At 62.0% G+C, this 22,705-nt stretch carries 18 protein-coding genes; 13 read left to right on the forward strand and 5 right to left on the reverse strand.

The window, feature by feature from the left end; translation table 11 throughout:
- Positions 1–2: 2 nt before the first annotated feature.
- Positions 3–1,262 carry a tRNA guanosine(34) transglycosylase Tgt gene (gene tgt, locus HMPREF1484_RS01830; RefSeq protein ID WP_141740562.1) on the reverse strand — a complete coding sequence of 420 codons (1,260 nt, stop codon included), beginning with the start codon at positions 1,260–1,262 and terminating at the stop codon, positions 3–5.
- A gap of 113 nt (positions 1,263–1,375) precedes the next feature.
- On the opposite strand from tgt, the gene HMPREF1484_RS01835 reads away from it, so the two are divergent.
- From HMPREF1484_RS01835 to HMPREF1484_RS01850, 4 genes are all read left to right on the forward strand, one after another.
- Positions 1,376–3,766, forward strand: a complete 2,391-nt coding sequence (locus tag HMPREF1484_RS01835) for an acyltransferase family protein (RefSeq protein WP_016663315.1) — start codon at positions 1,376–1,378, stop codon at positions 3,764–3,766.
- A gap of 119 nt (positions 3,767–3,885) precedes the next feature.
- Positions 3,886–5,862, forward strand: a complete 1,977-nt coding sequence (locus HMPREF1484_RS01840; protein ID WP_016663316.1) for a DUF6541 family protein — start codon at positions 3,886–3,888, stop codon at positions 5,860–5,862.
- A gap of 44 nt (positions 5,863–5,906) precedes the next feature.
- Positions 5,907–6,782, forward strand: coding sequence for a glycosyltransferase family 2 protein (locus tag HMPREF1484_RS01845; protein ID WP_016663317.1), 876 nt, complete (start codon positions 5,907–5,909; stop codon positions 6,780–6,782).
- Positions 6,769–8,076, forward strand: coding sequence for a hypothetical protein (locus tag HMPREF1484_RS01850; RefSeq protein WP_016663318.1), 1,308 nt, complete (start codon positions 6,769–6,771; stop codon positions 8,074–8,076). Before HMPREF1484_RS01845 ends, HMPREF1484_RS01850 begins: the two co-directional genes overlap by 14 nt.
- Here the strand turns inward: HMPREF1484_RS01850 and HMPREF1484_RS01855 are convergent.
- Complete coding sequence (locus tag HMPREF1484_RS01855; RefSeq protein ID WP_332067295.1) at positions 8,073–9,086, reverse strand: glycosyltransferase family 2 protein; 1,014 nt, start codon at positions 9,084–9,086, stop codon at positions 8,073–8,075. The two genes, HMPREF1484_RS01850 and HMPREF1484_RS01855, sit on opposite strands and share 4 nt — an antisense overlap.
- A 121-nt stretch (positions 9,087–9,207) precedes the next feature.
- Positions 9,208–10,224 (reverse strand): glycosyltransferase family 2 protein, encoded by a 1,017-nt coding sequence (locus HMPREF1484_RS01860; protein ID WP_168161666.1) that lies wholly within the window; start codon positions 10,222–10,224, stop codon positions 9,208–9,210.
- A 96-nt stretch (positions 10,225–10,320) separates the two neighbouring features.
- On the opposite strand from HMPREF1484_RS01860, the gene HMPREF1484_RS01865 reads away from it, so the two are divergent.
- Both HMPREF1484_RS01865 and HMPREF1484_RS01870 read left to right on the forward strand, forming a co-directional pair.
- Complete coding sequence (locus HMPREF1484_RS01865) at positions 10,321–11,634, forward strand: M18 family aminopeptidase (protein ID WP_016663321.1); 1,314 nt, start codon at positions 10,321–10,323, stop codon at positions 11,632–11,634.
- Positions 11,635–11,673: 39 nt separating this feature from the next.
- On the forward strand, positions 11,674–13,773 hold the full coding sequence (locus tag HMPREF1484_RS01870) for an acyltransferase family protein (protein ID WP_016663322.1): 2,100 nt from the start codon (positions 11,674–11,676) through the stop codon (positions 13,771–13,773).
- On the opposite strand, the gene HMPREF1484_RS01875 is transcribed toward HMPREF1484_RS01870, so the two are convergent.
- The gene (locus HMPREF1484_RS01875; protein ID WP_016663323.1) at positions 13,774–14,094 is read right to left on the reverse strand and encodes a hypothetical protein; all 321 of its coding nucleotides are present in this window, start codon (positions 14,092–14,094) and stop codon (positions 13,774–13,776) included. It abuts the gene before it with no gap.
- The gene (locus HMPREF1484_RS01880) at positions 14,087–15,520 is read right to left on the reverse strand and encodes a glutamyl-tRNA reductase (RefSeq protein ID WP_016663324.1); all 1,434 of its coding nucleotides are present in this window, start codon (positions 15,518–15,520) and stop codon (positions 14,087–14,089) included. The genes HMPREF1484_RS01875 and HMPREF1484_RS01880 overlap by 8 nt, the downstream gene beginning before the upstream one ends.
- Before the next feature lie 103 nt (positions 15,521–15,623).
- On the opposite strand from HMPREF1484_RS01880, the gene hemE reads away from it, so the two are divergent.
- From hemE to hemB, 7 genes are read left to right on the forward strand one after another with little or no spacing between them, the layout of a single operon-like run.
- Positions 15,624–16,679 (forward strand): uroporphyrinogen decarboxylase, encoded by a 1,056-nt coding sequence (gene hemE, locus HMPREF1484_RS01885; RefSeq protein ID WP_016663325.1) that lies wholly within the window; start codon positions 15,624–15,626, stop codon positions 16,677–16,679.
- A gap of 11 nt (positions 16,680–16,690) precedes the next feature.
- A complete protein-coding gene (gene hemG / locus HMPREF1484_RS01890) occupies positions 16,691–18,127 on the forward strand; it encodes a protoporphyrinogen oxidase (protein ID WP_016663326.1) in 1,437 nt (478 codons plus the stop codon).
- A 34-nt stretch (positions 18,128–18,161) separates the two neighbouring features.
- Complete coding sequence (hemQ, locus tag HMPREF1484_RS01895) at positions 18,162–18,857, forward strand: hydrogen peroxide-dependent heme synthase (protein WP_016663327.1); 696 nt, start codon at positions 18,162–18,164, stop codon at positions 18,855–18,857.
- On the forward strand, positions 18,854–19,984 hold the full coding sequence (locus tag HMPREF1484_RS01900) for a ferrochelatase (protein WP_016663328.1): 1,131 nt from the start codon (positions 18,854–18,856) through the stop codon (positions 19,982–19,984). Before hemQ ends, HMPREF1484_RS01900 begins: the two co-directional genes overlap by 4 nt.
- Positions 19,981–20,925: a hydroxymethylbilane synthase gene (gene hemC / locus HMPREF1484_RS01905; protein ID WP_016663329.1), complete on the forward strand. Its 945-nt coding sequence runs from the start codon at positions 19,981–19,983 to the stop codon at positions 20,923–20,925. Before HMPREF1484_RS01900 ends, hemC begins: the two co-directional genes overlap by 4 nt.
- The gene (locus HMPREF1484_RS01910; protein ID WP_016663330.1) at positions 20,922–21,677 is read left to right on the forward strand and encodes a uroporphyrinogen-III synthase; all 756 of its coding nucleotides are present in this window, start codon (positions 20,922–20,924) and stop codon (positions 21,675–21,677) included. Before hemC ends, HMPREF1484_RS01910 begins: the two co-directional genes overlap by 4 nt.
- The gene (gene hemB / locus HMPREF1484_RS01915) at positions 21,677–22,687 is read left to right on the forward strand and encodes a porphobilinogen synthase (RefSeq protein ID WP_016663331.1); all 1,011 of its coding nucleotides are present in this window, start codon (positions 21,677–21,679) and stop codon (positions 22,685–22,687) included. The genes HMPREF1484_RS01910 and hemB overlap by 1 nt, the downstream gene beginning before the upstream one ends.
- The last annotated feature ends 18 nt before the right edge of the window (positions 22,688–22,705 follow it).

Genomic DNA, 22,705 nt, shown 5'->3' on the forward strand with positions numbered 1-22,705 from the left:
GCCTAGCGGTACTCGCCGTAGTAGGCGCCCGTGCGCTCCTCGCGAAGCGCCTCAAAATCGCCGCTGAGAATAGCTGCGCGAATCTCCTCAACGAGACGCACAACAAAGCGCTCGTTGTGGATCGTGCACAGGGTCGAGGACAGCATCTCCTTCGCCTTGAACAGGTGGTGAATGTAGGCGGCCGTGTAGTGGGTGCACGTATAGCAATCGCAGTTGTCGTCGATCGGCGCGAATTGAGTGCGGTACTTCGCGCCCGTGAGGTTCACCCGCCCTCGAGCGGTGTACACGGCGCTGTTGCGCGCGACGCGCGAGGGAGAGACGCAGTCGAACGTGTCGGCGCCCGCGGCAATGCCCGCGAAGAGGTCGTCCATCTCCGAAAGGCCAAGGAGGTGGCGGGGCTTCTCCTCGGGGAGTTCATCGGTGACCCAGCCGACGATCGTGGAGAGGTTCTCTTTCTCGAGTGCACCACCGATGCCGAAACCGTCGAACTGCCATTCATCGACGGTCATTGCGCCGAGGTCGCGCGCGGCTTTGCGTCGAAGATCCTCGTACTGCGCGCCCTGAATGACGCCCCACAGCATCTGGTAGGGCTTGCCCTCGCGCTCTTCGGTAAGCCGCTTGTGCTCGGCGATGCACCGCTCAGCCCAGAGCCTCGTGCGCTCAAGCGCCTTCTCCTGATAGCCGCGAGAGTTCATGAGGGTCGTGAGCTCATCAAATGCAAACATGATGTCCGCGCCGAGTGAATGCTGGATCTGCATCGAGAACTCGGGGGTGAACCGGTGTTCGGAGCCATCGATGAAGCTGCGGAAATTCACGCCATCGTCGTCCACGTGGGCGAGGCGCTCCTTGCCGATCTTGGTTGCGTGGTCCGTGCCGTCGGGCGTGCTCGCGCGGTCACTGCCCGCGAAGGATTCGGAGAGCACCTTTTGAAAACCGGCACCGAGGCTCATGACCTGGAAGCCGCCCGAGTCGGTGTACGTGGGGCCATCCCAGTTCATGAATGCGCCGAACCCACCTGCCTCATCAATGAGGTCGTGGCCCGGCTGGAGATACAGGTGGTAGGCATTCGCGAGGATCGCCTGCGCGCCCAGCTGTGCCATTGACTCAGGAAGAACTGACTTAACGGTCGCCTTCGTGCCGACCGGGATAAACGCAGGGGTGTGAATGTCGCCATGCGGCGTGTGGATCACGCCCGCGCGGGCCTTCTCTCCGTGACGCGCGGCAATATCAAACCCCGCGCCCTCCTTTTCGCTCGTGCTCATTCCGCTATTTTCCCACGACCCCGCGCCCGCAGTCGACACGGCGAGAGGTGGCACCGCCGCCCGCACCCGGTAAAGTGCTGTACCGTTCCACAATTACTCCTCTGGAAGGGCACATGGCGAACGCACGCGGGCACCGTGCCCATTCACCGGGCGAAGACGCCCCCAGCTTCTCGCTTGAGGATTTCGTTCAAGACGCGCAAGAATCCGCGCTCGAGCCCCTCGACGACTTCTCGTGGGTGCAGGAGGCCGAAGAGCGCGAAAGCGAAGACATCGCCGCGTGGGGCGCCGCCGAAGACACCGGCGAGCCGTTCGTGTGGTACCAGGAACCCCAGGTTGCCGAGCAGGCGTCGGACTCCCCCGCCCCTGACACTCGCCCCCAGACCACTCCCGCGAACGCGTCCAAGCCCTCGCACTTCCGCCCCGAAATCGAGGGCCTTCGCGCCGTCAGCGTGCTCATGATCGTGATCTACCACGTGTGGCTCGGGCGCGTCTCTGGTGGGGTCGACGTCTTTCTTTTCATCTCCGCGTTTCTCCTCGGTTCCTCGTTTGCGCGGCGTCTCGATGCACGCAAGCCCTTCGGGCCGGTGCGGTACTGGCTGCGGACCTTCACGAGGCTCATGCCGCCCGCAACCATCGCAATCCTCGGTACGCTCCTCGGCAGCTTCCTGATCCTGCCCGAATCCTCGTGGCAAACCGTGATCTCGCACGCGATTGCGTCCGCGACCTACGTCCAAAATATTTGGTTGTCGATCACGAGCGTTGACTACTACGCGCTTGATGCCTCGACTGCCTCGCCGCTGCAGCACTTCTGGTCACTCTCGCTCCAAGGGCAGGTGTTTCTCACGTGGCCGCTCCTGTTCATCGCCGCTAAATTTGCCGCGAGAAAGAGCGCGCATCCGCGCCGCGTAGCCTTCGGATTCTTCTCCGTGATCGCGGCCGCGTCATTCGTCTTTTCTATCTACTACACGGCAACGCACCAGTCGGCAGCCTACTTCTCCACGCCCGCGCGCGCGTGGGAGGTCGCGTGCGGAACACTGCTCGCGCTCGCCCTTCCCACCCTCGATCGTCTGCTCGGGTCCGCCCGCCCCGGATCGCCCGAGGCACCCCGCCACCGCACGCTGCGCGCACTCGCCGGTTGGGCCGGCTTCGCCCTGCTCGTGTCGCTTGGGATCGTGCTCAACGTCCAGGGGCTCTTCCCCGGCTGGATCGCCCTGTGGCCGCTCACAGGCGCGGGCCTCATCATCATCGCCGGCTATTCCGGAACCTCGTGGGGATTCGACCGCGTTCTCACGATGAAGCTGCCGCGGGCACTCGCGTCGAGTTCCTACAGCCTCTACCTCGTCCATTGGCCGATCCTCATCCTGTGGCTCGCCCACTCCGGGCAAAAGCGCGCAGGCGCCCTCGACGGCCTCATCGTCATCCTCGGGAGCATGGCCCTCGCGTGGGTCCTCTCGACGATCGTCGATTCACGCTTCCGCAAGCCCGCGTGGAAGACCGCCCCCTGGTGGCGCTCCCTCACGGTGATCGGTACGTGCCTCGCGCTCGTTCTTGGCGGCGCTCTCGGGCTCCGTGGCTACCTCGCGAGCCAGCAAACGTCGGCCCCCATCACCGCCGGTGCAACCGAGAACTCGAACGCCCTCACGGCGACCTTCAACCCGAATACCCTTAGCCCGAAGGGCTTCGAGCTGGACGGCCAGTGGCCGAACCTTCCACACCTGTGCGATGACCCCTCGGGAGTGCTCGTCGCCACGAAGGACATTCCGTGTGAAACCCTCCGGCCGCTCGGCTCCAAAGCCAGCGCAACCGTACTCGTCGTCGGCTCGTCTCACTCACGCCAGTTCATCCCCACAATCCTCGACGAAGCGAAGGCCAAGAACTGGCAGATCATCAACTTCACCAAGAACGCGTGCCCATTCCGCGAAGACTCCATGCTGGGTGACGGCGAATACTGCAAGGGGTACTTCGACCAGGTCATGAAAGCCATCGATACACACCACCCCGATCTCGTACTCATGACATCGACCGCGGCGACCCCGACCGGGACGGAGGAAACCGTCCCACCGGGCACTCGCGAAGGCATCCAGGCTGTCCTCGACAAAGGCGTCAACGTTCTCGCCGTCCGCGATGCGCCGCGCTGGCCCACGAGCCTCTACACGTGCGCCGAAGCCGTTATTGACGCAGGCGGCACCCCGGAGCTCGCCGATCAAGCATGCGGCGCCGACCTCAGCACCAAGCTCGCATCGACCGACCCGAGCGAGGTGCTCGACAACATGAGCGGCGCGGGCGGGGCCAGGGTTTTCCGCATGGATATCAGCGACCTGATCTGCCCGGACGGGCACTGCGCCCCCATTCAAGGCAACGCCTACGTGTACATGGACGACAACCACCTCACTCGCGTCTTCACAAGCGGGATCGCGAAGGAGGTATCGGCCAGATTCGAGCAACTCGGAATCCGGCTCGGATCAAACACGGGAGGATCAGGGGCCGACGGTAGCAGGCCATAGATTCTGCCCAAGCAACACACGTCACCCTCGAGCTGACGGATTAATGCTGCCTGTAGCATGTACGCTCGTGCGTGGGCTTTGCCCCGCAGTTCGTTAACATTCACTATCCGAGGCGGCTCATGACCTGGCAACCACTCCTGCTCCCCGCGATCGTCGCGTGCCTGTGGGTGACCATGCCAGGTTTTCTCGTGAACATCGCGCTCGGATGCCGCCGTATCACCGCCTTTTTGCTGAGCCCGCTTTCATCCGTAGGACTCATTGTTGCCGCCGCAATTCTTGCGCCGTTCGCCGGCATAGGCTGGGGCCCCCTCCCCGTTGGTCTCCTTACCGTCGTGTGCGCTCTAAGCGGCTTTGGCCTCCGTCTTCTCCTGCAGAAGAAACGGGGAATTCCCGTGACGAGCCGACGTAAGGTTCGAGCCTCTTGGCGCACCCGCCTGCTGTCTCCACCTATCCTCGCGCTCATCACAATCGTGGGATCGTTCGCGCTCATGCTCCGCCACGTGAGGAACATCCTCGGCACTCCCTACGCTTTTTCGCAGGCGTTCGATGCGGTCTTCCACCTCAATGAAGTGCGGTGGATTCTGGAGCATCACAATGCTTCGAGCCTCGACGCGCAGGCGATGACATCTGCAAGCTGGGCATCGCACTTTTATCCTGCGGCCTGGCATGGCATTGCCTCACTCATCGGCCTCACCACCGGCGTCCACCACGTCTCGCTCCTGACCAATGCCACGATCATCGCCACCGTGTGCGTCATTTGGCCAGTTTCGATGATGGCCCTCGTATACGTTCTCACCCCTGGAAACTTGCTGCGTTACACGCTCTTGCCAACCGGAGTCGTGCTCGCCGCTCTTCCGGCATTTCCTCTGACGTTCGTGGAGCATGGTGTTCTCTACCCGAATCTTCTGGGCTACTGCCTGCTCCCCTCTCTCTACGTTCCCTTTCTGGCTCTTGTAGGGCAGGCGAAGCGTCTCAATATGTCAAAAATCCAGGTCTTTGGCATCGGTGCGCTGGGTTCTGCCGGGGCTGCGTTCGCCCACCCGACAGCAGCACTCATGATGCTCGTGGGGTCAACACTCATAGCCGTCTACTTAGGCGTGCGTTTTGCCGTGAACCGTCGTCCCTTGCGGCCAACCCTATTGCTTTCCGGGACCGCCCTACTATTGGGGGCGATCACCGTGATTGCATGGATCAAAATTCGCCCGCCCGGTGAGGCCGCCGAAACCTGGGGCCCCATCACTGATACCGTCGGTGCGGTAGGTTCAACCCTTATCCATAACACTGTCAACGGAATCCCCCAACACATCGCCTTAATCTTGACAGTGCTCGCGATTGTTGGCGCGCTCCGGACTCGGTTCTACCTCCCCCTTATGCTTTGGGCAGTTTCGGCCTTCCTCTGGGTTGTCGCCGCTTCGTGGCCTATGGGTCCCGGCCGCCGCGCCCTCGTTGGAGTGTGGTATTCGGATGTTCCTCGCCTGTATGCGCAGATGGGGCTCTTCCTCATTCCCGCTGCCGCTATTGGCGTGGGATACGCATGCAAGTGGATCGCGAGAACTTCGCGGGTCATCGCTCGCACTCCCTTACGACGCACCGGCCTCGCGGCGGTCGTTGCTGCCGTTCTCGTCACCACCTCGCAGGCGAACCCGATGATGGACTCGTTCATTGATCGAGTCGAAAAAACCTACACCCTCGGAGCAAGAACCAACTCGGTCAACCGACAAGAGCTGGTTTTTATGACTCAACTCCCGGGAGTCGTGGGGCCGAACGATAAAATCTTTGCGAATCCATGGCGCGGTGAAGCCCTTTCGTACGCGTTCTCCGGCGTCAACATTTCCACGCGTCACTTATTGGCGTATGAGTCCCGCGCTGACGTGTACCTCGTCAAACACCTGAACGAAATCGATACCGATCCAATCGTGTGCGAGGCCCTCAAAGCGGGCGGTTACACTCATGTCATGTACTTCTCCGGTCCCGAGATTGACTTCACCTACGCCGCCTATCCTGGCCTGCAGCATCTGGAGAAGGCCAAAAAACTCGAGCTCGTTCTTCAGAACGGCAACGCATCCCTCTATAAAGTGACCGGCTGCAATGCCTGATACACCCTACGAATTTTTGTCTTCACAACATTTTGGAGTCGAACATGACAGTTGACATTCTGTTCCCTTTCTACGGTGATGTCGCGCTGATGAAGCAGGCAGTCCGCTCGATCATTGGGCAGACCAACCCCGACTGGCGACTGGTTGTCGTTGACGATGGCTACCCTGATGACTCGATCCCCGGCTGGTTCGAGTCCCTCGACGATTCCCGCATTACCTACATGCGCAACGAGAAGAACCTCGGTGCGAACGGGAACTACACAAAGGCCTTGAGCTTCGTGGAAAATGACCTGGTGACGGTCATGGGTGCCGACGACGTGATGCTCCCGAACTATATTGACTGGCTCGTTGAAGCTGCGTCTGCGAACCCCGACGCCGAAATTTTCCAGCCCGGCTGTGTGGTGATCGATGAGCACAATGCTCTCTCGAACACTCTCGTGGAGCGAGTAAAAGACCATTACCGCCCGTCGACGGCTGTGGTGCTGCGCGGCGAGGAGCTCGCCACGTCAATTCTGCGTGGCAACTGGCTCTACTTCCCCTCGCTTGGGTGGAAGGCAAGTACGATCACCAAGATCGGCTTCCGTAAGGGCCTGAACGTTGTTCAGGATGCAGCTCTCGTGCTTGATGTCGCTATGCATAACGGTGGCCTGTTCTACGATCCGACGGTTGCTTTCATGTATCGCCGTCATGGCGGTTCGGATTCGTCGTGGCGCGCCCTCGAAGGTACCCGCTTCGACGAGGAGCGGGCGTTCTTTAACCAGATGGCTGATGAGATGACCGCGAAGGGCTGGCCTAAGGCCGCACGAGCAGCGCGAGTACACCTTTCGTCGCGACTTCACGCTCTTAGGCTCTTGCCGAAGGCCGCTTTGGCTAAAAAGTGGCAGGGCGTCAAGAACCTCGCCACGCATGCCGTCAAGTAAGAGCGACACTCCCACTGTCACGAAGCGTGATTCTGCCGCAATTCTGGTCGCGTCAGCGTGCGCAGCAGTCTCCGCTCTCCTGGCCACATGGCTCGCGAACCGGTATCTCGAACCGGCCGAAGTCACCGAGTTCCTCCTGTTTTGGTCGGTGCAGTTTGGGATTTTTGGTGTCGTTGCCGGAATTCAGCAGGAAGTCACTCGTGCAGTAGGAGCCGCGCGCCTTTCACAATCAACCGATGGAGCTCCTGTCGTTTTGGCAGCGGCAACGGTCGGCGGTCTATGCGCGATCGCGACGATAGCTACTTCCCCGTTGTGGGGAAAATCCACACTGCCAACAAACACCACCGCATCGGTCGCGCTCTTGGCGCTAGGAGTCGCACTGTATGCGTTTCATGCTGCGTTTAGTGGGGCGGCTGCGGGTTCTCAGAAGTGGCTCCTTTTTTCTATTTTTGGTGGTGGGGAAGCGCTTTGGCGCCTCGCCGCGCTCGCGGCTGTCTCTCTCCTCGCTGCTTCGCTGCTTGGGATGGAGGCGGCGGCGATCTCGCCAATTCTGTTGTGGGTCGCGCTGGCAGCGGTGCATCCGGGCACGCGAAAGATCATTCGTGCGCGCGCTGATGTCCCTTATGGCAGGCTCATGCGAAATGTCTTCATCGCTATGGGGTCGTCCACGGCTTCGGCTGTCTTGATGACTGGGTTCCCGGTCATTCTCAACGCGAGCGAAGATGCACCTACGGGTTCGCATACGTTCCTCGTCATGGGGGCACTGATCCTAGCCGTGTCGATTTGCCGGTCTCCGATCATGATTCCGCTCCAGGCATTTCAGGGTGTCGCTATCGCGGCGTTTTTGCGCCAGCGCCACCGCCCGCTTGCGGCGTTCGCTCGTCCGGCTGGCGCGCTGCTTGGTGTTGGTGCTGCCGGGGCGCTTGCCGCGTTCTTTTTGGGTCCTTGGCTTTTCCTTCTGATCTATCCACCGAAAGCAGAGGCAGAAGCCGCTTATCTTTCGGTCGCCAACGGTCCTGTGCTCGCGGCGCTTACGTTCGGTTCTGCGATCATGGCCCTCTTGGTACTGTCTGGGACCGCTGTGCTCGCCCTCGATCTTCACCGGATCTATCTCACTGGCTGGGTCATTGCTGCTCTCGTGACGACGGTCCTACTTTTTGCGGTGCCGGTCGGCATTATCCCGAAGGTTCTTGTCGCCTTGTATTGCGGGCCTGCGGCAGGGTTTTTGACGCATCTGGCAGCGATGAAGAGGGCGTCCGGCAACGCCCATAGCTTGGATCTAGCAGCGAGTTAGACCGAACGCATGTTTACGCCATAGCGGCGTTTAATATAGGCCCCGTAGAGAATTCTGTAGAGAGACGGCGAAACTTTGAGTAGTAGCGCTGCGGCACCGAACACTGGGCGCACTTTGAGGCAGGTCAGCGCTTCGCGAAAGGAGATTCGCTGGCGGATTTCCTTGAGTGCGGTACCGGAAGAGTCCGGCGCAGCTACGAGTACCTGTTGAGCATTGTTGAGGTAAGTCAGGACCTTCGAGACAGTCAGCGCATCGTGTAGCTGCGGAGCATCTACACGTGTGCGTGTAGCATCCGCCATGAGCGCGATCAGACGGTCACTTTCGGCAACCGGGGTTACTCTCCCCCACGTGAGCCCTCCCGCATCAATCGAGTAGCGATAAAGCGGGTTTTCGATGACGCTAACTCGCCGCGCGTTCATAAGCGCTTGAAGCACAAAGAGCGCGTCCTCAGCGCGATGAATCTCTTCCGAAAACCGAAGCCCCTCAATAATGCGAGAGCTAAACAGCTTGTCCCACAGGAATGGCGTGAACGAACCACTAAGCATTTTTGTGGCCGCATGCAAACCCGTACACCCCCCCAGTTCCACAGGCTCCCGAAGCTTTTGCCCCCCGTCAGCACCAATAACTTTATGCCCGCACGACACAATATCCGCGTTCGCTACTCGAGCTAGTTCGTGGAGATCTGCGAGGAAGGTAGGCTCATAAGTGTCATCTGAATCAAGAAACGCAACCCACTCTCCAGCAGCATTACTCAGCCCCGCATTTCGCGCTGCCGACACGCCACGGTTTTCCTCGAACACGATGACCTTCACACGAGCATCCGGCATGTCATGGAGATGTTGCATGATCTTCTCAAGTGCATCATCTGGAGAAGCGTCAACCACTACTACTAGCTCCCAATCCTCGTCCGTCTGGGATTGAACAGAGGCAATTGCGGGAAGAACGCTCGGCCCCGTTTTGTAAACGGGCATAATTATCGAGGTTCGCGGACTATTCACCGTCGTCACCACACCTTGTTATCAAGAAGAACAATTTCTCGACCTGGAAATCCAGGACCCAAAAGACCCTAGTACCTACAGAAATGTTTTACGGTCTGAATTTAACCAAAGAAAGTTCATTCCTTCTTGCGAGTCATGATTCTTGAGAAACACCATACTGTTTTCGCGCATAAGTGGAATATAACGAACCATACAGTCGAGGACTCACCTTCATGAGCATCGCAGCTACCGCAAACGTTGGGCGTTTTCTTGTGGTTCTCGCGATCGCTGCGAAGTTCAACCTCTGTCTGAGCTCCTTCATGTACCTCTGCTGCTCGCTACCTTCAAGGAGGCGCAGCGCTGCGTGTCCTGCATTGAGGTAGGTATTGACCCAGCACGTCGAATAACCAGGCTCAACGTCGCCAGAGCCCCGCTGGTTCTTGAGGACATCCCGCAGATAGTCAAGAAACTTGGCTGACTCACCCATTGGCGGCACCGAACTCCAGGTAATCGAATTCTCGTTCACAGTGTAGAGATGAAGCGCGTCATCGATTACACGGACGTTTCGCGCCAATCCGAGAACCTTCGCAGTGTAGCCGGCATCCTCGAGACGGTTAATGATCGGAAACTCTGCCTCAACAACCGCAGATCTACGGAAAATTTTGTCCCACGCATACTGCGAGAACCGATCGATGAGCAACAGATCCTGCGCTTGCTTTCCAGCGTAAATTCCCGGGTCGCCTTTAAGTCGATCTCGCTTTGGCTGCCCATCAAGGCCGACAACGGTGTGCGCGCAAGTGACGATATCAACGTCAGACGAAGCAGCCTCATGCATGCGCTCAAGGAAGGTCGGGCGGTACGCATCATCGGAGTCTAGGAACGCTAGCCATTCTCCACGAGACTCACGAATTCCAACATTGCGCGCGCCAGGAAGAGTCAAGTTCTTCTCGTTCTCGATAAACCTGATTCGTTCATCACCGCACGTACCAAGGTAGTCAAGGATGACGCTTCGGGCGTTATCCGGACTGCAGTCGTTCACAATGATCAGTTCCCAGTCGCTATCCGTCTGGGCTTGCACAGACTCAATCGCACGCACCACCGTAGCCTCGGTGCCGTAAACTGGCATGATAATAGAGGTGCGCGGGGCTGGATTCTGCTGACTCTTTTGCACGACGGCGAGTCTACCGGAGAGCCGCATGCGTGACGCGATGTGCCTTGTGCACCCTCGGCCGTGCCGGCACGCCTACCACCTCCAAGGAGTTCAACCTTGACCGCCCACAACATTGAAGCCGCAACTGTTTTTGCCACCGAGCTCGGACAGTTCGTGACCCAGTCTCCGAGCTCGTTTCACGCTGTGGCAACCGTAAGCGAATCCCTGGTTGACGCGGGGTTCACCGAACTTAGTGAAGGCGAGGATTGGGCCGGCATCGCTCGTGGTAGCCGATACCTCGTGCGTCGCGACGGTTCGGTGATCGCTTTCGATATTCCCTCGGGCGCAACCGAAACGACGCCTCTGCGGATTTTTGGCGCCCACACCGATTCCCCGGCGCTCAAACTCAAACCCAAAAGCTCGATCGCCGCGCACGGTTTCACTCAAGTTGGTGTCGAGGTATACGGCGGGGCGCTGTTCAATTCATTCCTTGATCGCGACCTCAAACTGGCCGGCCGCGTCGTTCTCACGAACGGTGAAGAAGCCCTCGTCCACACGGGACCATACCTTCGAGTTCCGCAACTTGCCGTCCATCTAGATCGGGCGGTGAATCGCGAAGGGCTCAAGCTCGACCCTCAAAAACACCTTCAACCCATCACGGGGCTTGCGGAGGGCGCTGAGCACGACGTGCTGGCCGATCTCGCCGCCACTGCAGGCGTAAACCCACAGGACATCGCTGGATACGACATCGTGACTGTCGATGCCCAGGAGCCGCAACTCATCGGCGCACGCAAGGAGTTCCTCGCGAGCGCACGGCTCGACAATCTCCTTTCGACCTTCGCCGGCATGCGCGCAATGGCTGAGCATAAAAGCCGCGACGACGCGCCGATTGCGCTTTTCGTTGCCAACGATCACGAGGAGGTCGGCTCAGCGAGTCGATCCGGAGCTGCCGGCCCGTTCCTCGAGGACGTTCTCGCCCGGCTTTACGCCGCACTCGGCGCAAATGATGAAGAACGCAGGCGCGCATTCAACCGCTCGATCGTGGTCTCGTCAGATGTCGGACATTCGATCCACCCGAATTACCCCGAACGTCACGACCCGGCCAACCAGCCCGTTGCTGGACGGGGCCCCATCCTGAAAATCAACGCCGACCAGCGCTATGCTACCGACGCTCACGGCGCCGCATTTTGGGCTCGTGCATGCGCCCATGCCGGCATCCAATACCAGGAATTTGTATCCAACAATTCCATGCCGTGCGGCTCGACGATCGGCCCCATCACCGCGACACGTCTCGGCATGACGACGGTCGATGTCGGTGTTCCGATCCTCTCAATGCACTCGTGCCGCGAACTCACAGCGGTCTCAGACCCGTATGATCTGTACCTGGCCGCAAAGGCGGTCCTCTCCCCCGAGGTCCTCTTCACCCCGTGATCTCAAGCGGGCAGCCCCACTCCCTACCGAAACGTGTTCATGTCTAATACCGCAACGTCATCTCCCACGCATCGAGCTGACCTCCCGAAGGAACAGCGAGTCTTTCGAACTGACGTCCACGGGCTCAGAGGGCTCGCGGTCTTCCTCGTTGTGATCTACCACGTTTTCGTGGGGCGCGTTTCCGGCGGAGTTGACGTTTTCCTCTTCATCTCCGCTTACTTCCTCACCGGAACATTCGTGCGCCGTATGGAGACCGGAAAGCCCATCGCTGCCGTTGGGTATTGGGGCAGGACGTTTAAGCGGCTACTTCCACCAACGGTCGTCGTGACCTTCGCAATCTTGGCAGCAACCTACATCTTCTTGCCGCCAAGTTCGTACGTACCGATGCTCAAGGATGCGTTCTTCACTCTCATTCAGGGTGAGAACTGGTGGCTGATCAATCAGGCAACCGATTATTACGCTGCCGACCGCACTGCCGCTAGCCCGTTCCAACACTTCTGGTCGCTCTCCATCCAGGGGCAGGTGTTCCTTGCCTGGCCGCTGCTGTTCGCTCTTTTGGCACTTGTCCTCAAGGCATGGGAGAGGCGTTTCCCGCCAAAGAGCCAGCACCAGCACAACATCCGCGTGTGGGGCACAAGTGGCATCGCGATCGGCGCCATTACTCTCGCAAGTTTCATTTGGTCGGTGATTGAAACTTCCGCGGACCAGCAAACCGCCTACTTTGACACGTTCGCCCGCTTCTGGGAATTCGGCCTCGGCGGGCTCGTGGCAATCGCTCTCCCCCTGATCGCCGAACGCACCGACACGCTCCACCCCAACAGCCCGAAAGGGCGGCCGTGGCGGTTCGCCTTGTCAATGCTGGGCGTTCTCGCGCTCGTCTCGATGGGAATGCTCGTGGACGTCGCCGGGAAATTTCCCGGGTGGCTTGCGATCTGGCCACTCTCGGCAGCAGCATTCATCATGGTGATGGGCTACAACCCCATCCTCAGCTCAAAGCCCCTCCAGAAGCTTGGGGGCATTTCGTACGGGCTCTACCTCGCCCACTGGCCGCTGCTCGTGCTGACGCTACAAGTTCTCGAGATTCCCAAGGCGCCGTTCTGGCTAGGTGTAGTCCTCGTGATCGCGAGCCTCGCGCTCGCGTGGCTCATCACGAAATTCGTGGACACCCCATTCCGACGGTGGAAGTGGGCTGGCGCCAAGACCCACAGGTCGGTCGCGGTCGCGCTGGTGACTGTAGCTATTGGTCTGACCCCCGTAGTCATCGCGCAAAGTGTTCTCGACGCAAAGGCAAAGAAGCTTGAACTTGCCGCCGAGATCAACAACCCCGGTGCAGAGGTACTCAACGACGAAAATCTCTACGACCCTACAAACGACCCTAATGTCACGATTTTGCCAACCGAAGCGGACCTTCCCAATGACTGGTTTGATGCGGGACCGCCCTGTCAAAAAGAGGGGGCACCCGATACCAAAGAATGGAAGGGCGCCTCGTGCAACACTTCGCGTCAAGGTCGAATCACGGGCAACAACATGCTCGTAGTCATGGGAAATTCGCGCATGGAGCAAACTTCCGCCGCAATTCTCCCCACTGCACACAAACACGGCTGGGACGTCATGGAACTTACCGCGCCTGGCTGCGCAGTTGGAATGAATAACCACGACCGGTGTGAGCCGTTCACGACGCAGGCAACGGCTTACCTGCTCTCACTTCACCCTTCGGCGGTTGCCCTTCAAACGACTTACGTTGATGAAAACGGCGATGAAGTCGTCAATCAGGGCGCTCTCGACATCGCGGCGAAATTGCGGGACGCGGGGATCGCGGTTATCGCCACGCGAGACATTCCGCGACTCAAGACCAATCTCTCGTCGTGCGCAATCGAGCACGCGGAAGCCCCGAGCGAAAACTGCGTTGAGGAGATCGATCCCTCGATAATCTCGGACCGGCCTGACGGAGAAGCTATCGCAAACGGTGGGTTTTTCGCTCTCGACCTGAACCAGAGCATCTGCCCCGACGCACAGTGCAAACCGATCATCGGGAACACATACGTGTTCCTTGACGAGCGCCACGTGACCGCCACCTACGCAGCGACAATGGCCGGCATCGTGGATGACCAGCTGTCGAACGAAGGGTTCGCCTGGTAGCTACGCCGCGTTTTCGATCGCGTCGCGCGCCGCATCCGCGCGCTCGACTATCGACTCATCACCGGAGAGGTCCCGCACGCGGCGGGCGTCCTTGGTGAGCTCGTCGATCTGGTAGAGGGCGCTATCGAGCAGCCCCTCGGCGGCACACAGGAGCGCCAGGTCGATGCGCGCATGGATCACCTCGGGGGTGTCGTCCCCATGGACGAGGAGCGCGGGAAGCGACGCGAAGGCGCTCGCGCTTGAAGCGGCGGCCGTCTCGCTCAGGAGTGCGCGCAGGCGCTCGCTCGCACCCTCGCTCATCTCAACGCGGTCGTCAAACATACTGGTCTCCCTGCGTCGTGGACTGAGCGGCCTGCCGCGCCTCGGCGGCTTGCGTCGCGTCCAGTTCGCGGCGCATGTTCTCCATCGTGGCAACGGTCATCGGCGGACGTTCGAGGCCGTCTGTTGTGGGCGCGGTCGGTTCCGACGGCGCCCCGGTCCCATCGACGCTTAGTGTTCCCGAGACGTCCACCCCGAAAATTGTGTGGACGGCTTCGAGGAACTGATGAGCCTGGCCGGTCTTGGCGAGCTCTTGCGCGCGCACCATCGGGGAATGAAGGAACTTGTTGTAGACGCGCCCCAGCGAGCGTTGCACCTGTTCGGCTGCGGCTTCGCCGGAGGTTCGGCGCACCTCGTCCACTTCGAGAACGATCATCTCCTTGACGCTTCGGCGCAGGGCGCTCACGGCGGGGTCGACGGCGCGGATCTGCTGGCGTTCTTCGAATCGTACGACGCCGGTGTCGATCAGTTCGCGTGCGCGCGTGATCTCGCCGTGGCCGCTTTCGCCGGCTCTGATCGATTCGAGCGGGATGACGCGCACGCCCGGGAGTGTTGCCGCTGCGGGCTCGATGTCGCTGTGAAGCGCGAGGTCCAGCATTACGAGGTCTTCGCTCGTCGCCCGCTGTTCAAGGGCGCGGGCGAGCATGGGAGCGTCGATCGAATGCGTGCCGCCGCCGGAGGCGGCAATGACGACGGTGGCCTTTGCGAGTGTCGCTTCGAGATTCTCGGGCGCTACCGGCAGGGCACCGTGCGAATCGGCAAACTGTTCGGCGCGGCCGCTGGGGGAAAACACGTGAAGGCTGCCGACTCCCCTGAGGTGGAGCTCGGCGCTTGCCACGCGGGCCATGGCACCGGTGCCGATCAGGAGAGCGTCGCGCCCCTCGAGCTCGGTCCGAAAGAGGTGCGCGGAGTCGAGGGCGACCGCGACGGAGCTTCGCCCGGCGGCTCCAACCTTGGTTTTCGAGGTGACTTGCTTTGCGGTGCGCAGCGCCCCCTGAAACAGGTCGTTGAGGAGCGTGGTGGTGTGCCCGGCAGCGAGGGCGTTCGTGAAGCTCGCCCGTACTTGGCCGGTGATCTCGGCCTCACCGAGCACCTGGGAGTTCATGCCTGCGGCAACCTCGTACATGTGCCGAGCCGAGATGATGCCGGCATCGACAACGAGCATGCGAGCGACCTCCTCGCGCGGCAGGCCGCTCGTGTGGTGAACGGCGCGGGTGACGAGATCGATGGCGTCGTGGAAGAGGTCAACATCCGCGTAGATTTCAAGCCTGTTGCACGTCGCGAGGCACACCCAGCCGGTGAGGGGCTGTTCGGGGTGGCCCTCGTTAAGGGCGGCAAGCTGTTCATCGAGCTGCACCGATCCGCGGGTGACGCGCTCGAGTCCATCGAGCCCGAGATTGTCGTGGGTCGCTCTCAGGGCAATCAGCATGCACCTAGCCTAAGTCAGCTGGGACGTCTTTCTCATCGACATCGGGCACAATAGAGGCGATGACCACGCTACTTTGCTTCTCTCTCACCGTTCACGTGATGCCATGACAGCTTCGATTTCGCCGCGCGAGAGCGCTCTTGTGCAACGCCTAGCCGGGCGAGGGGCAGCCGTTGCTGATGCGCCGCCAAGTGTGTGGTTCATGCGCCAGGCGGGGCGCTCCCTACCCGAATACCGCAAGGTTCGCGAAGGCATCGGCATGCTCGAGAGCTGCCTCATGCCCGAGCTTGCCGCGGAAATCACACTTCAACCGGTGCGCAGGCACGGTGTCGATGCCGGGATTTTCTTTTCCGACATCATGGTTCCGCTCAAGCTTGCGGGCATCGACGTGAGCATCGAACCCGGTGTTGGGCCCGTGCTCGCCCACCCCGTGCGTTCAAAAGCGGATATTGACAAGCTCCCCTCGGTCGACGACGTCTACCGCACCGCTCTCGAGCCGATTCGTGAGGCCGTGCGCCTTACCGTCGCGGAACTCGGTTCCACCCCTCTGATCGGTTTCTGCGGTGCCCCATTTACGGTCGCGAGCTACATGGTTGAGGGGCGCCCGAGCCGCGACCACCTGCGCACCCGCGCACTGATGAGCGCCGAGCCCGAATTGTGGGGCCGCCTCGCCCAGTGGGTCGCTGATATCTCGGGCGAGTTTCTACGCGCCCAGATCGAAGCTGGTGCGAGCGCTGTCCAGCTTTTCGACTCGTGGGCGGGGTCTCTCTCCGAAGCCACCTACCGCACCCACGTCCTGCCTTTTTCCACGCGTACCTTCACCTACGTCCAGGACCTCGATGTTCCCCGGACCCACTTTGGCGTTGGCACGGGGCACATGCTCACCGCCATCCTCGAGGCAGGTGCGACAACCGTCGGACTCGACCACCGCACCCCCATTCCCACCGCCGTTGAAACCCTCCCGGCGGGCACGGGCCTGCAGGGAAACCTCGACCCGGCCCTCCTGTTCTCCTCGGAAAAAGCCCGCTTCACCGAGGCCGAGCGCATCGTGCGCGAGGGCCGCGCCGCTGCCGGGCACGTCGTCAACCTCGGCCACGGGGTACCCCCTCAAACGGACCCGCATGTCCTCACCGATCTCGTGGCCTTCATCCACGAGCAGTAGGAGTACCTGCAATGCGCACGCTTGACACCGTTGTCGTCGGTGGTGGAGTTTCTGGGCTTATCTACGCGCGTGAACGCGCGATGCGCGGCGACACTGTTGTTCTTCTCGAGGCCAGCGACCACGTTGGTGGAGCCGTGTGGTCGCACACACTCGAGGGAATCGAGGCGAACACGGGGGCGGAGGCCTTCGCTGTCGGCGGCGGGAACATGCTTTCGCTCGTGAAAGACCTCGGGCTCGAAAAGCAGGTCGTGTCCCCGGCGACGGGGTCGAGCTTCATCGTTGGAGACACGCACGCGTACGCCTCCCCGCGCAATGCCGTTCTAGGGATGCCCGCCCGCCCACTCGCCGCGGATGTGCGTGAGGCCCTCGGGTTCTGGGGAGCGCTGCGCGCGTGGTGTGAGCGTTTCGTTCCCGCCTCTCGCGCCTCGGAAGAGTCCGTGACAGTCGCAGAATTCGTCACCGCGCGCTACGGCAGAAAAGTCCTCGAGCGCCTCGTCGCTCCCATCATTCGTGGCGTGCACTCCGCGGACCCGGAGAAACTCGAGCTGCGCGCCGTCATGCCGAAACTTCCCGAAAGGGTGCAGGCGCTCGGGAGCGCGCGCAAAGCGATCGAGGAGATCCTCGAGAAGCGAGGGGTGCGCTCAAGCTCCGGTTCTGCGGTGCATTCGCTCGCGCCGTCGATGGCGGAGCTGCCGAAAGCACTCGCGCGCGACATCGAAGAGCACGGGGGCCAGATCTTCACCCAGACCCCCGCGCTTGGACTGCGTGCGTCGAGCACCGACGGCACCTGGACCGTGACTGCCGGGACCCGAGCGGCAGCTTTCACGCGCGAGTTCAAGGCACGCAGCCTCGTAATCGCCACGGGACCCGAAATCGCGCGACACCTGTTGAGTGCACCCGCACCCACCATTGCGAGCCTCATCCCTCTCGCGTCTGCAACCCCGGTTCGCCTCGCCACGCTCGTGCTCGATAACCCAGAATTGAATGCGAAGCCGCGCGGCAACGGCGTCCTCGTCGCTCCCGCCGCCACCTCGATCCGCGCTAAGGCCCTGACTCACGCGAGCGCCAAGTGGGAGCACATCCACCGGGCCTCGGAGGCCTCGAAACCAGGGCGAAACGTCGTGCGGCTCTCCTACAGCCCGGGCCCCGACGGCACCCTGCCAGGGGCCGAACGGTTCCCCGAGCTCGCCATTCACGATGCGGCCGCGATTTTTGGCCTGCAGGCGTCGGACCTCACCGTTGCTGACTGGGCCCTCACCGACTGGACCGGCACGATGCGCCAATCCGGCCCGGGCCACACAGCCGCCCTCGAGACACTCGCAAACGCTCTCGAGCGCGATACGGGAGCGGGCGCCGCCCTCCCCCACCTCGAGCTGACCGGCGCGTGGCGCGCCGGCAACGGACTTGAGGCCATCACCCGTTTCACACGCGAGCTCGCCTCGCGCTAACAACCAACGCACAAAACTAAGAAAGGACTCACTCATGAGCGAGGACGTCACAGAAGAAATCCGTTTCACCGCCTATTCCGTCTACCGCAAGATCGGCGGGCTGAACGATGAGGGCATCGTGAGCCCCGAACAGGTGCTCGAGGATCTCGAGCGTACCGTCGCCTCACTCGCCGGTGCAGACGTCGAGGTGCTCGGCTTCTACGATGTTTCCGGTTTCCGGGCGGAGGCCGACCTCATGGTGTGGCTCGCCTCCGAGCGCCCCGAGGCACTCCAGGAAGCCCTGCGCCTGTTCGAGAACTCGATCGCCGGCACCTACCTCGAGAAGGAATGGCAGGCGATGGGCGTGCACCGCGGCCACGAATTCTCGCGCAGCCACAAGCCCGCATTCATGGAGGCCGATAAGGAGCGCAAGGACTGGATCACCGTGTACCCGTTCGTGCGCAGCTACGACTGGTACCTCCTTGAGGAAGATGAGCGCCGCGAGATGATGAAAGAGCACGGCATGTACGGCCGCGAATACCCGAACGTGTGGGGCAACACCACCGCAGCCTTTGCGCTCGGCGACTACGAGTGGCTCCTGAGCTTTGAGGCCGACACCCTCCCGGAGCTCGTCGACATGATGCGCCACCTGCGCTACACGAAGGCACGCCTGCACGTGCGCGAAGAGCTCCCCTTCCACACGGGCCACCGCATCGCCGAGCTCGACGAGGTCGTGGAGGTGCTTCTGTGACCGAGGCGGCAGTGACCGAGAACGGCGGCGCCTACACGGCAGTGCTCTTCTCCTCGTTCGGCGGGCCCGAAAAACACGAGGACGTGATCCCGTTCCTGCGCAATGTTACGCGCGGGCGCGGCATCCCCGATGAGCGCCTCGAAGAGGTCGCGACCCACTACCGCGCGCTCGGCGGGAAGAGCCCGATCAACGAGCAAAATCGCGCCCTCATCGCGCGTCTCGAAGCAGAGTTGAAGCGCCGCCGCATCGACCTTCCCGTGTACTGGGGCAACCGCAACTGGGAGCCCTACGTCGCCGATACCGTCCGCGACATGCACAACGATGGTCACACGAAAGTCGTGGGTCTCGTGACGAGCGCGTACTCGAGCTACTCGAGTTGCCACCAGTACCACGAGGATTTCCGCAAAGCCCTCGACGAGACCGGGCTGATGGGGACGCTCGCGATCGATAAGGCCCGCGTGTACTACAACCATCCGGGATTCCTCGAGCCCGTCGTCGACGGCGTGAAGAGCGCCCTGGAGGCGCACCGCGCAAACGGACACGAGCCCGAAGCGATCGAGATCCTCTTCTCGACGCACTCGATTCCGACGACGATGGCGGATGTGTCGGGCCCGAAGAGTTCGTGGGAGAAGGGCTCGGGCGGCTGGTACGTCGCTCAGCACGAAGCAGCGATCGAGTACGTCATGGCCCGCGTGCGTGAGGATCTCGGGGCCGAGCAAACCCCCGAAAACTATCAGCTCGTTTATCAGTCGCGTTCGGGTGCGCCGCACGTGCCGTGGCTCGAGCCGGATATCAACGACGTCATCGACGAGCTCGAAGCTCGCTCCGCTGTCGTTGTCGTGCCGATCGGGTTCGTGACCGATCACGTCGAAGTCGTGTGGGACCTCGACACCGAGGCGAAGGAAACCGCCGAAAACAAGGGCCTCGCCTTTGTGCGAGTGGCGACCTCGGGCAGCGACGACCGCTTTATCGGCGCCCTCGCCGACCTCGTTCAGGAAGCTGTCACGCCCGGCTTTGAACGCCGAGCCGTGATCGACCTTCCCGGAGCGCTCGAGAACGAGAAGCGCACCGGTGACTGCGGACTCGAGTGCTGCCTCGTGCGCACCCCGGAAGGCACGTTCGCATGATGCGGCTCGGCACTCGCGCCTCCGCGCTCGCTCGCACGCAGTCCGCGTGGGTTGCGCGTCAGTTGGTAGCAGGGGGCGAGGGAGATTCCGACGGTTTCCAGCTCGTCAACGTCTCCACTCACGGGGATCGCGACCGCACGAGCCCGCTCACGCGCATCGGCGGCACCGGCGTGTTCGTCTCCGCCGTCCGCGAGGCTCTTCTTGCCGGCGAGGTCGACGTCGTCGTCCATTCGCTCAAGGACCTTCCCACGCTGCCAGCCGACGGGATCCGCCTCGCGGCGGTTCCCGTGCGAGAAAACCCCGCCGATGCTCTCCTCACTCGCGCTGGGGTTGCGAGCCTCGACGCGATCCCTCGGGGCGGCCGCGTGGGCACCGGGAGCCCGCGACGCGCAGCGCAGCTCATGCTCGCGAGGCCCGATCTCGAGGTGGTTCCGATCCGCGGCAACATCGAGACACGTATGGCGTATGCCGAGCGGGGAGAGCTCGATGCGGTTGTTCTCGCCGCGGCGGGCCTGCATAGGCTCGGGTTTGAGGACCGCATCGCCGAATCGTTTGATCCGTGGCAGTTTCTGCCCGCGCCCGCGCAGGGGGCGCTCGCGGTTGAGGTTCGCGAGGATCTCGACCGCGAAAGCGACCTCGCTCGCGCGCTCGACGCGCTCGATCACCGTCCGACCCGGTTCGCGACCATCGCCGAGCGCACTCTCTTGCGCGCGCTCGAGGCGGGGTGCTCTGCGCCGGTCGCCGCATTCGCCGAGGTCACGGACGATAATCGACTCGTTCTCAAGGCCGGGGTATACGGTCGAAACACGCATCTTGTTCGCGAAAGCCGCACGGATACACCGGTGACGGCGGCCTCGGCCGAGGCCGCGGGCAGGGCGCTTGCGGAGGACATGCTCGCCGCTGGCGCCCGAGATCTACTTGCTGAGGAGTGGCTAGCATGACAGCACCCGTTCTTGTGACGCGCCCCGAGGGGCGCGGCGCTGGCCTCGTCGCGGAGCTCAACGCTCGCGGTTTTGAGGCCGTGCATTCTCCGTTCACGGAGTTCTCGTTCGAAACGGACGCCGACCTGCGCGATGCCCTGAGCGACCTTGCCCACGGCGAGTTCGATTGGCTCCTTCTCACGTCGGTCACGACTGTCAAGGCGCTTCGAGCATTGCCCGAATGGTCGGAGCTTCCCGCCGTCCAAGAATTCAAGGCCGCCGCGGTCGGCGAAGCGACGGCAGCTGCCGCGCGCGAAGCGGGCCTCGAGGTCGAGACAATCGCACAAGGAAGCGCCGCCTCTCTCATCGATGTCTTCCCCGTCAATCAGCAGGGTGGGGACGGACTCGCTCAGCGCATCTTCTATCCCGTGAGTTCCGCTGCCGCGCCGCAGCTCGAGCTCGCGCTCCGCATGGCCGGATACGACGTCCAGCGCGAGACCGCCTACCGCCCCAAGACGATCCCGCAACCGCGCGACGTCATCGACAATCTCGCCGCAGGCGGCTTCAGCGCCGTCGTCGCGACGAGCCCCATGATCGTGCGCGCTCTCTCACAGCTCGCGATCCACGAGAGTACGAAACTCGTCGTGATCGGCAAGCCGAGCGAGGAAGCGGCGATCAGCGTGAATCTCCCGGTTGCAGCGGTCGCGAAAGATCCAAGCGATCGCGCGCTCGCTGAAGCCGTTGCCGAAGTACTGGGAAAGGACACCGAGTAATGACCGTGAAGCGCCCCTTCCATCGCCCCCGCCGCCTTCGCGCGAGCGACGCGATGCGCCGCCTTAATCGCGAGACGACCCTGCGCAGCGCCGATTTCATTCTTCCGGCATTCGTGCGCGAGGGTGCGAGCGAGACTCGCCCCATCGCGGCGATGCCCGGCGTGAGGCAGCACTCGCTCGATTCCCTCGTCACGGCCGCCCGCGAAGCCGCCGAGCTCGGTCTTGGCGGCATCATGCTGTTTGGCATCCCCGAGAAGAAGGATGCCGTCGGATCCGGCGCAACCGACCCGAACGGGATCCTGAACGTCGCTATCTCGCGCCTGCGTGACGAGCTCGGCGATTCGCTGCTGGTGATGGCCGATCTGTGCCTCGATGAATTCACGGATCACGGCCACTGCGGAGTCCTCGACCAGGATGGTGGCGTGGACAATGACGCGACGCTCGAGGTCTATCGCGAGATGGCCCTCGCTCAGGCGCGCGCGGGTGCCCACGTTGTTGCCCCCTCGGGCATGATGGATGGCCAGATTGCCGCTATCCGCGACGCGCTCGATTCGGAAGGCTTCACGAACGTCGCGATTTACGCCTACACCGCAAAGTACGCCTCCGCGTTCTACGGGCCGTTCCGCGAAGCCGTCGATTCGTCACTGACGGGCGATCGCAAGACTTACCAGCAGGATCCTGCGAACGGGCGCGAGGCGCTTCGCGAGCTCGAGCTCGACCTGGGCGAAGGCGCCGACATGATCATGGTCAAGCCCGGGCTCCCCTATCTCGACGTGCTTGCTGACGTTGCGGCTGCGAGCCCCGTTCCCGTTGGCACCTACCAGGTTTCTGGCGAGTACGCGATGATCGAGGCGGCGTGCGAGAACGGCTGGCTTGACCGAGATCGCGCAGTGCTCGAATCTCTCCTCGCGTTCAAGCGAGCGGGGGCCGCCCACGTGCTCACCTATTACGCGCCGTACGCGGCGAAGCTCCTCGCCGATCTTCCCCCTCACCTTCGCGAATTCGCCTGATCACCGCTCAAAATAGGA

It is taken from the genome of Dermabacter sp. HFH0086, assembly GCF_000413375.1.
Lineage (GTDB): Bacteria > Actinomycetota > Actinomycetes > Actinomycetales > Dermabacteraceae > Dermabacter > Dermabacter hominis.

What these genes read in the sequence shown, in the direction of transcription:
- HMPREF1484_RS01880 (WP_016663324.1), bottom strand. Translation starts at nt 15,520, where the DNA reads ATGCTGATTGCCCTGAGAGCGACCCACGACAATCTCGGGCTCGATGGA.
- HMPREF1484_RS01870 (WP_016663322.1), top strand. Translation starts at nt 11,674, where the DNA reads ATGTCTAATACCGCAACGTCATCTCCCACGCATCGAGCTGACCTCCCG.
- HMPREF1484_RS01840 (WP_016663316.1), top strand. Translation starts at nt 3,886, where the DNA reads ATGACCTGGCAACCACTCCTGCTCCCCGCGATCGTCGCGTGCCTGTGG.
- HMPREF1484_RS01875 (WP_016663323.1), bottom strand. Translation starts at nt 14,094, where the DNA reads ATGTTTGACGACCGCGTTGAGATGAGCGAGGGTGCGAGCGAGCGCCTG.
- hemC (WP_016663329.1), top strand. Translation starts at nt 19,981, where the DNA reads ATGATGCGGCTCGGCACTCGCGCCTCCGCGCTCGCTCGCACGCAGTCC.
- tgt (WP_141740562.1), bottom strand. Translation starts at nt 1,262, where the DNA reads ATGAGCACGAGCGAAAAGGAGGGCGCGGGGTTTGATATTGCCGCGCGT.
- hemQ (WP_016663327.1), top strand. Translation starts at nt 18,162, where the DNA reads ATGAGCGAGGACGTCACAGAAGAAATCCGTTTCACCGCCTATTCCGTC.
- HMPREF1484_RS01850 (WP_016663318.1), top strand. Translation starts at nt 6,769, where the DNA reads ATGCCGTCAAGTAAGAGCGACACTCCCACTGTCACGAAGCGTGATTCT.
- hemB (WP_016663331.1), top strand. Translation starts at nt 21,677, where the DNA reads ATGACCGTGAAGCGCCCCTTCCATCGCCCCCGCCGCCTTCGCGCGAGC.
- hemG (WP_016663326.1), top strand. Translation starts at nt 16,691, where the DNA reads ATGCGCACGCTTGACACCGTTGTCGTCGGTGGTGGAGTTTCTGGGCTT.
- HMPREF1484_RS01910 (WP_016663330.1), top strand. Translation starts at nt 20,922, where the DNA reads ATGACAGCACCCGTTCTTGTGACGCGCCCCGAGGGGCGCGGCGCTGGC.
- HMPREF1484_RS01845 (WP_016663317.1), top strand. Translation starts at nt 5,907, where the DNA reads ATGACAGTTGACATTCTGTTCCCTTTCTACGGTGATGTCGCGCTGATG.
- hemE (WP_016663325.1), top strand. Translation starts at nt 15,624, where the DNA reads ATGACAGCTTCGATTTCGCCGCGCGAGAGCGCTCTTGTGCAACGCCTA.
- HMPREF1484_RS01835 (WP_016663315.1), top strand. Translation starts at nt 1,376, where the DNA reads ATGGCGAACGCACGCGGGCACCGTGCCCATTCACCGGGCGAAGACGCC.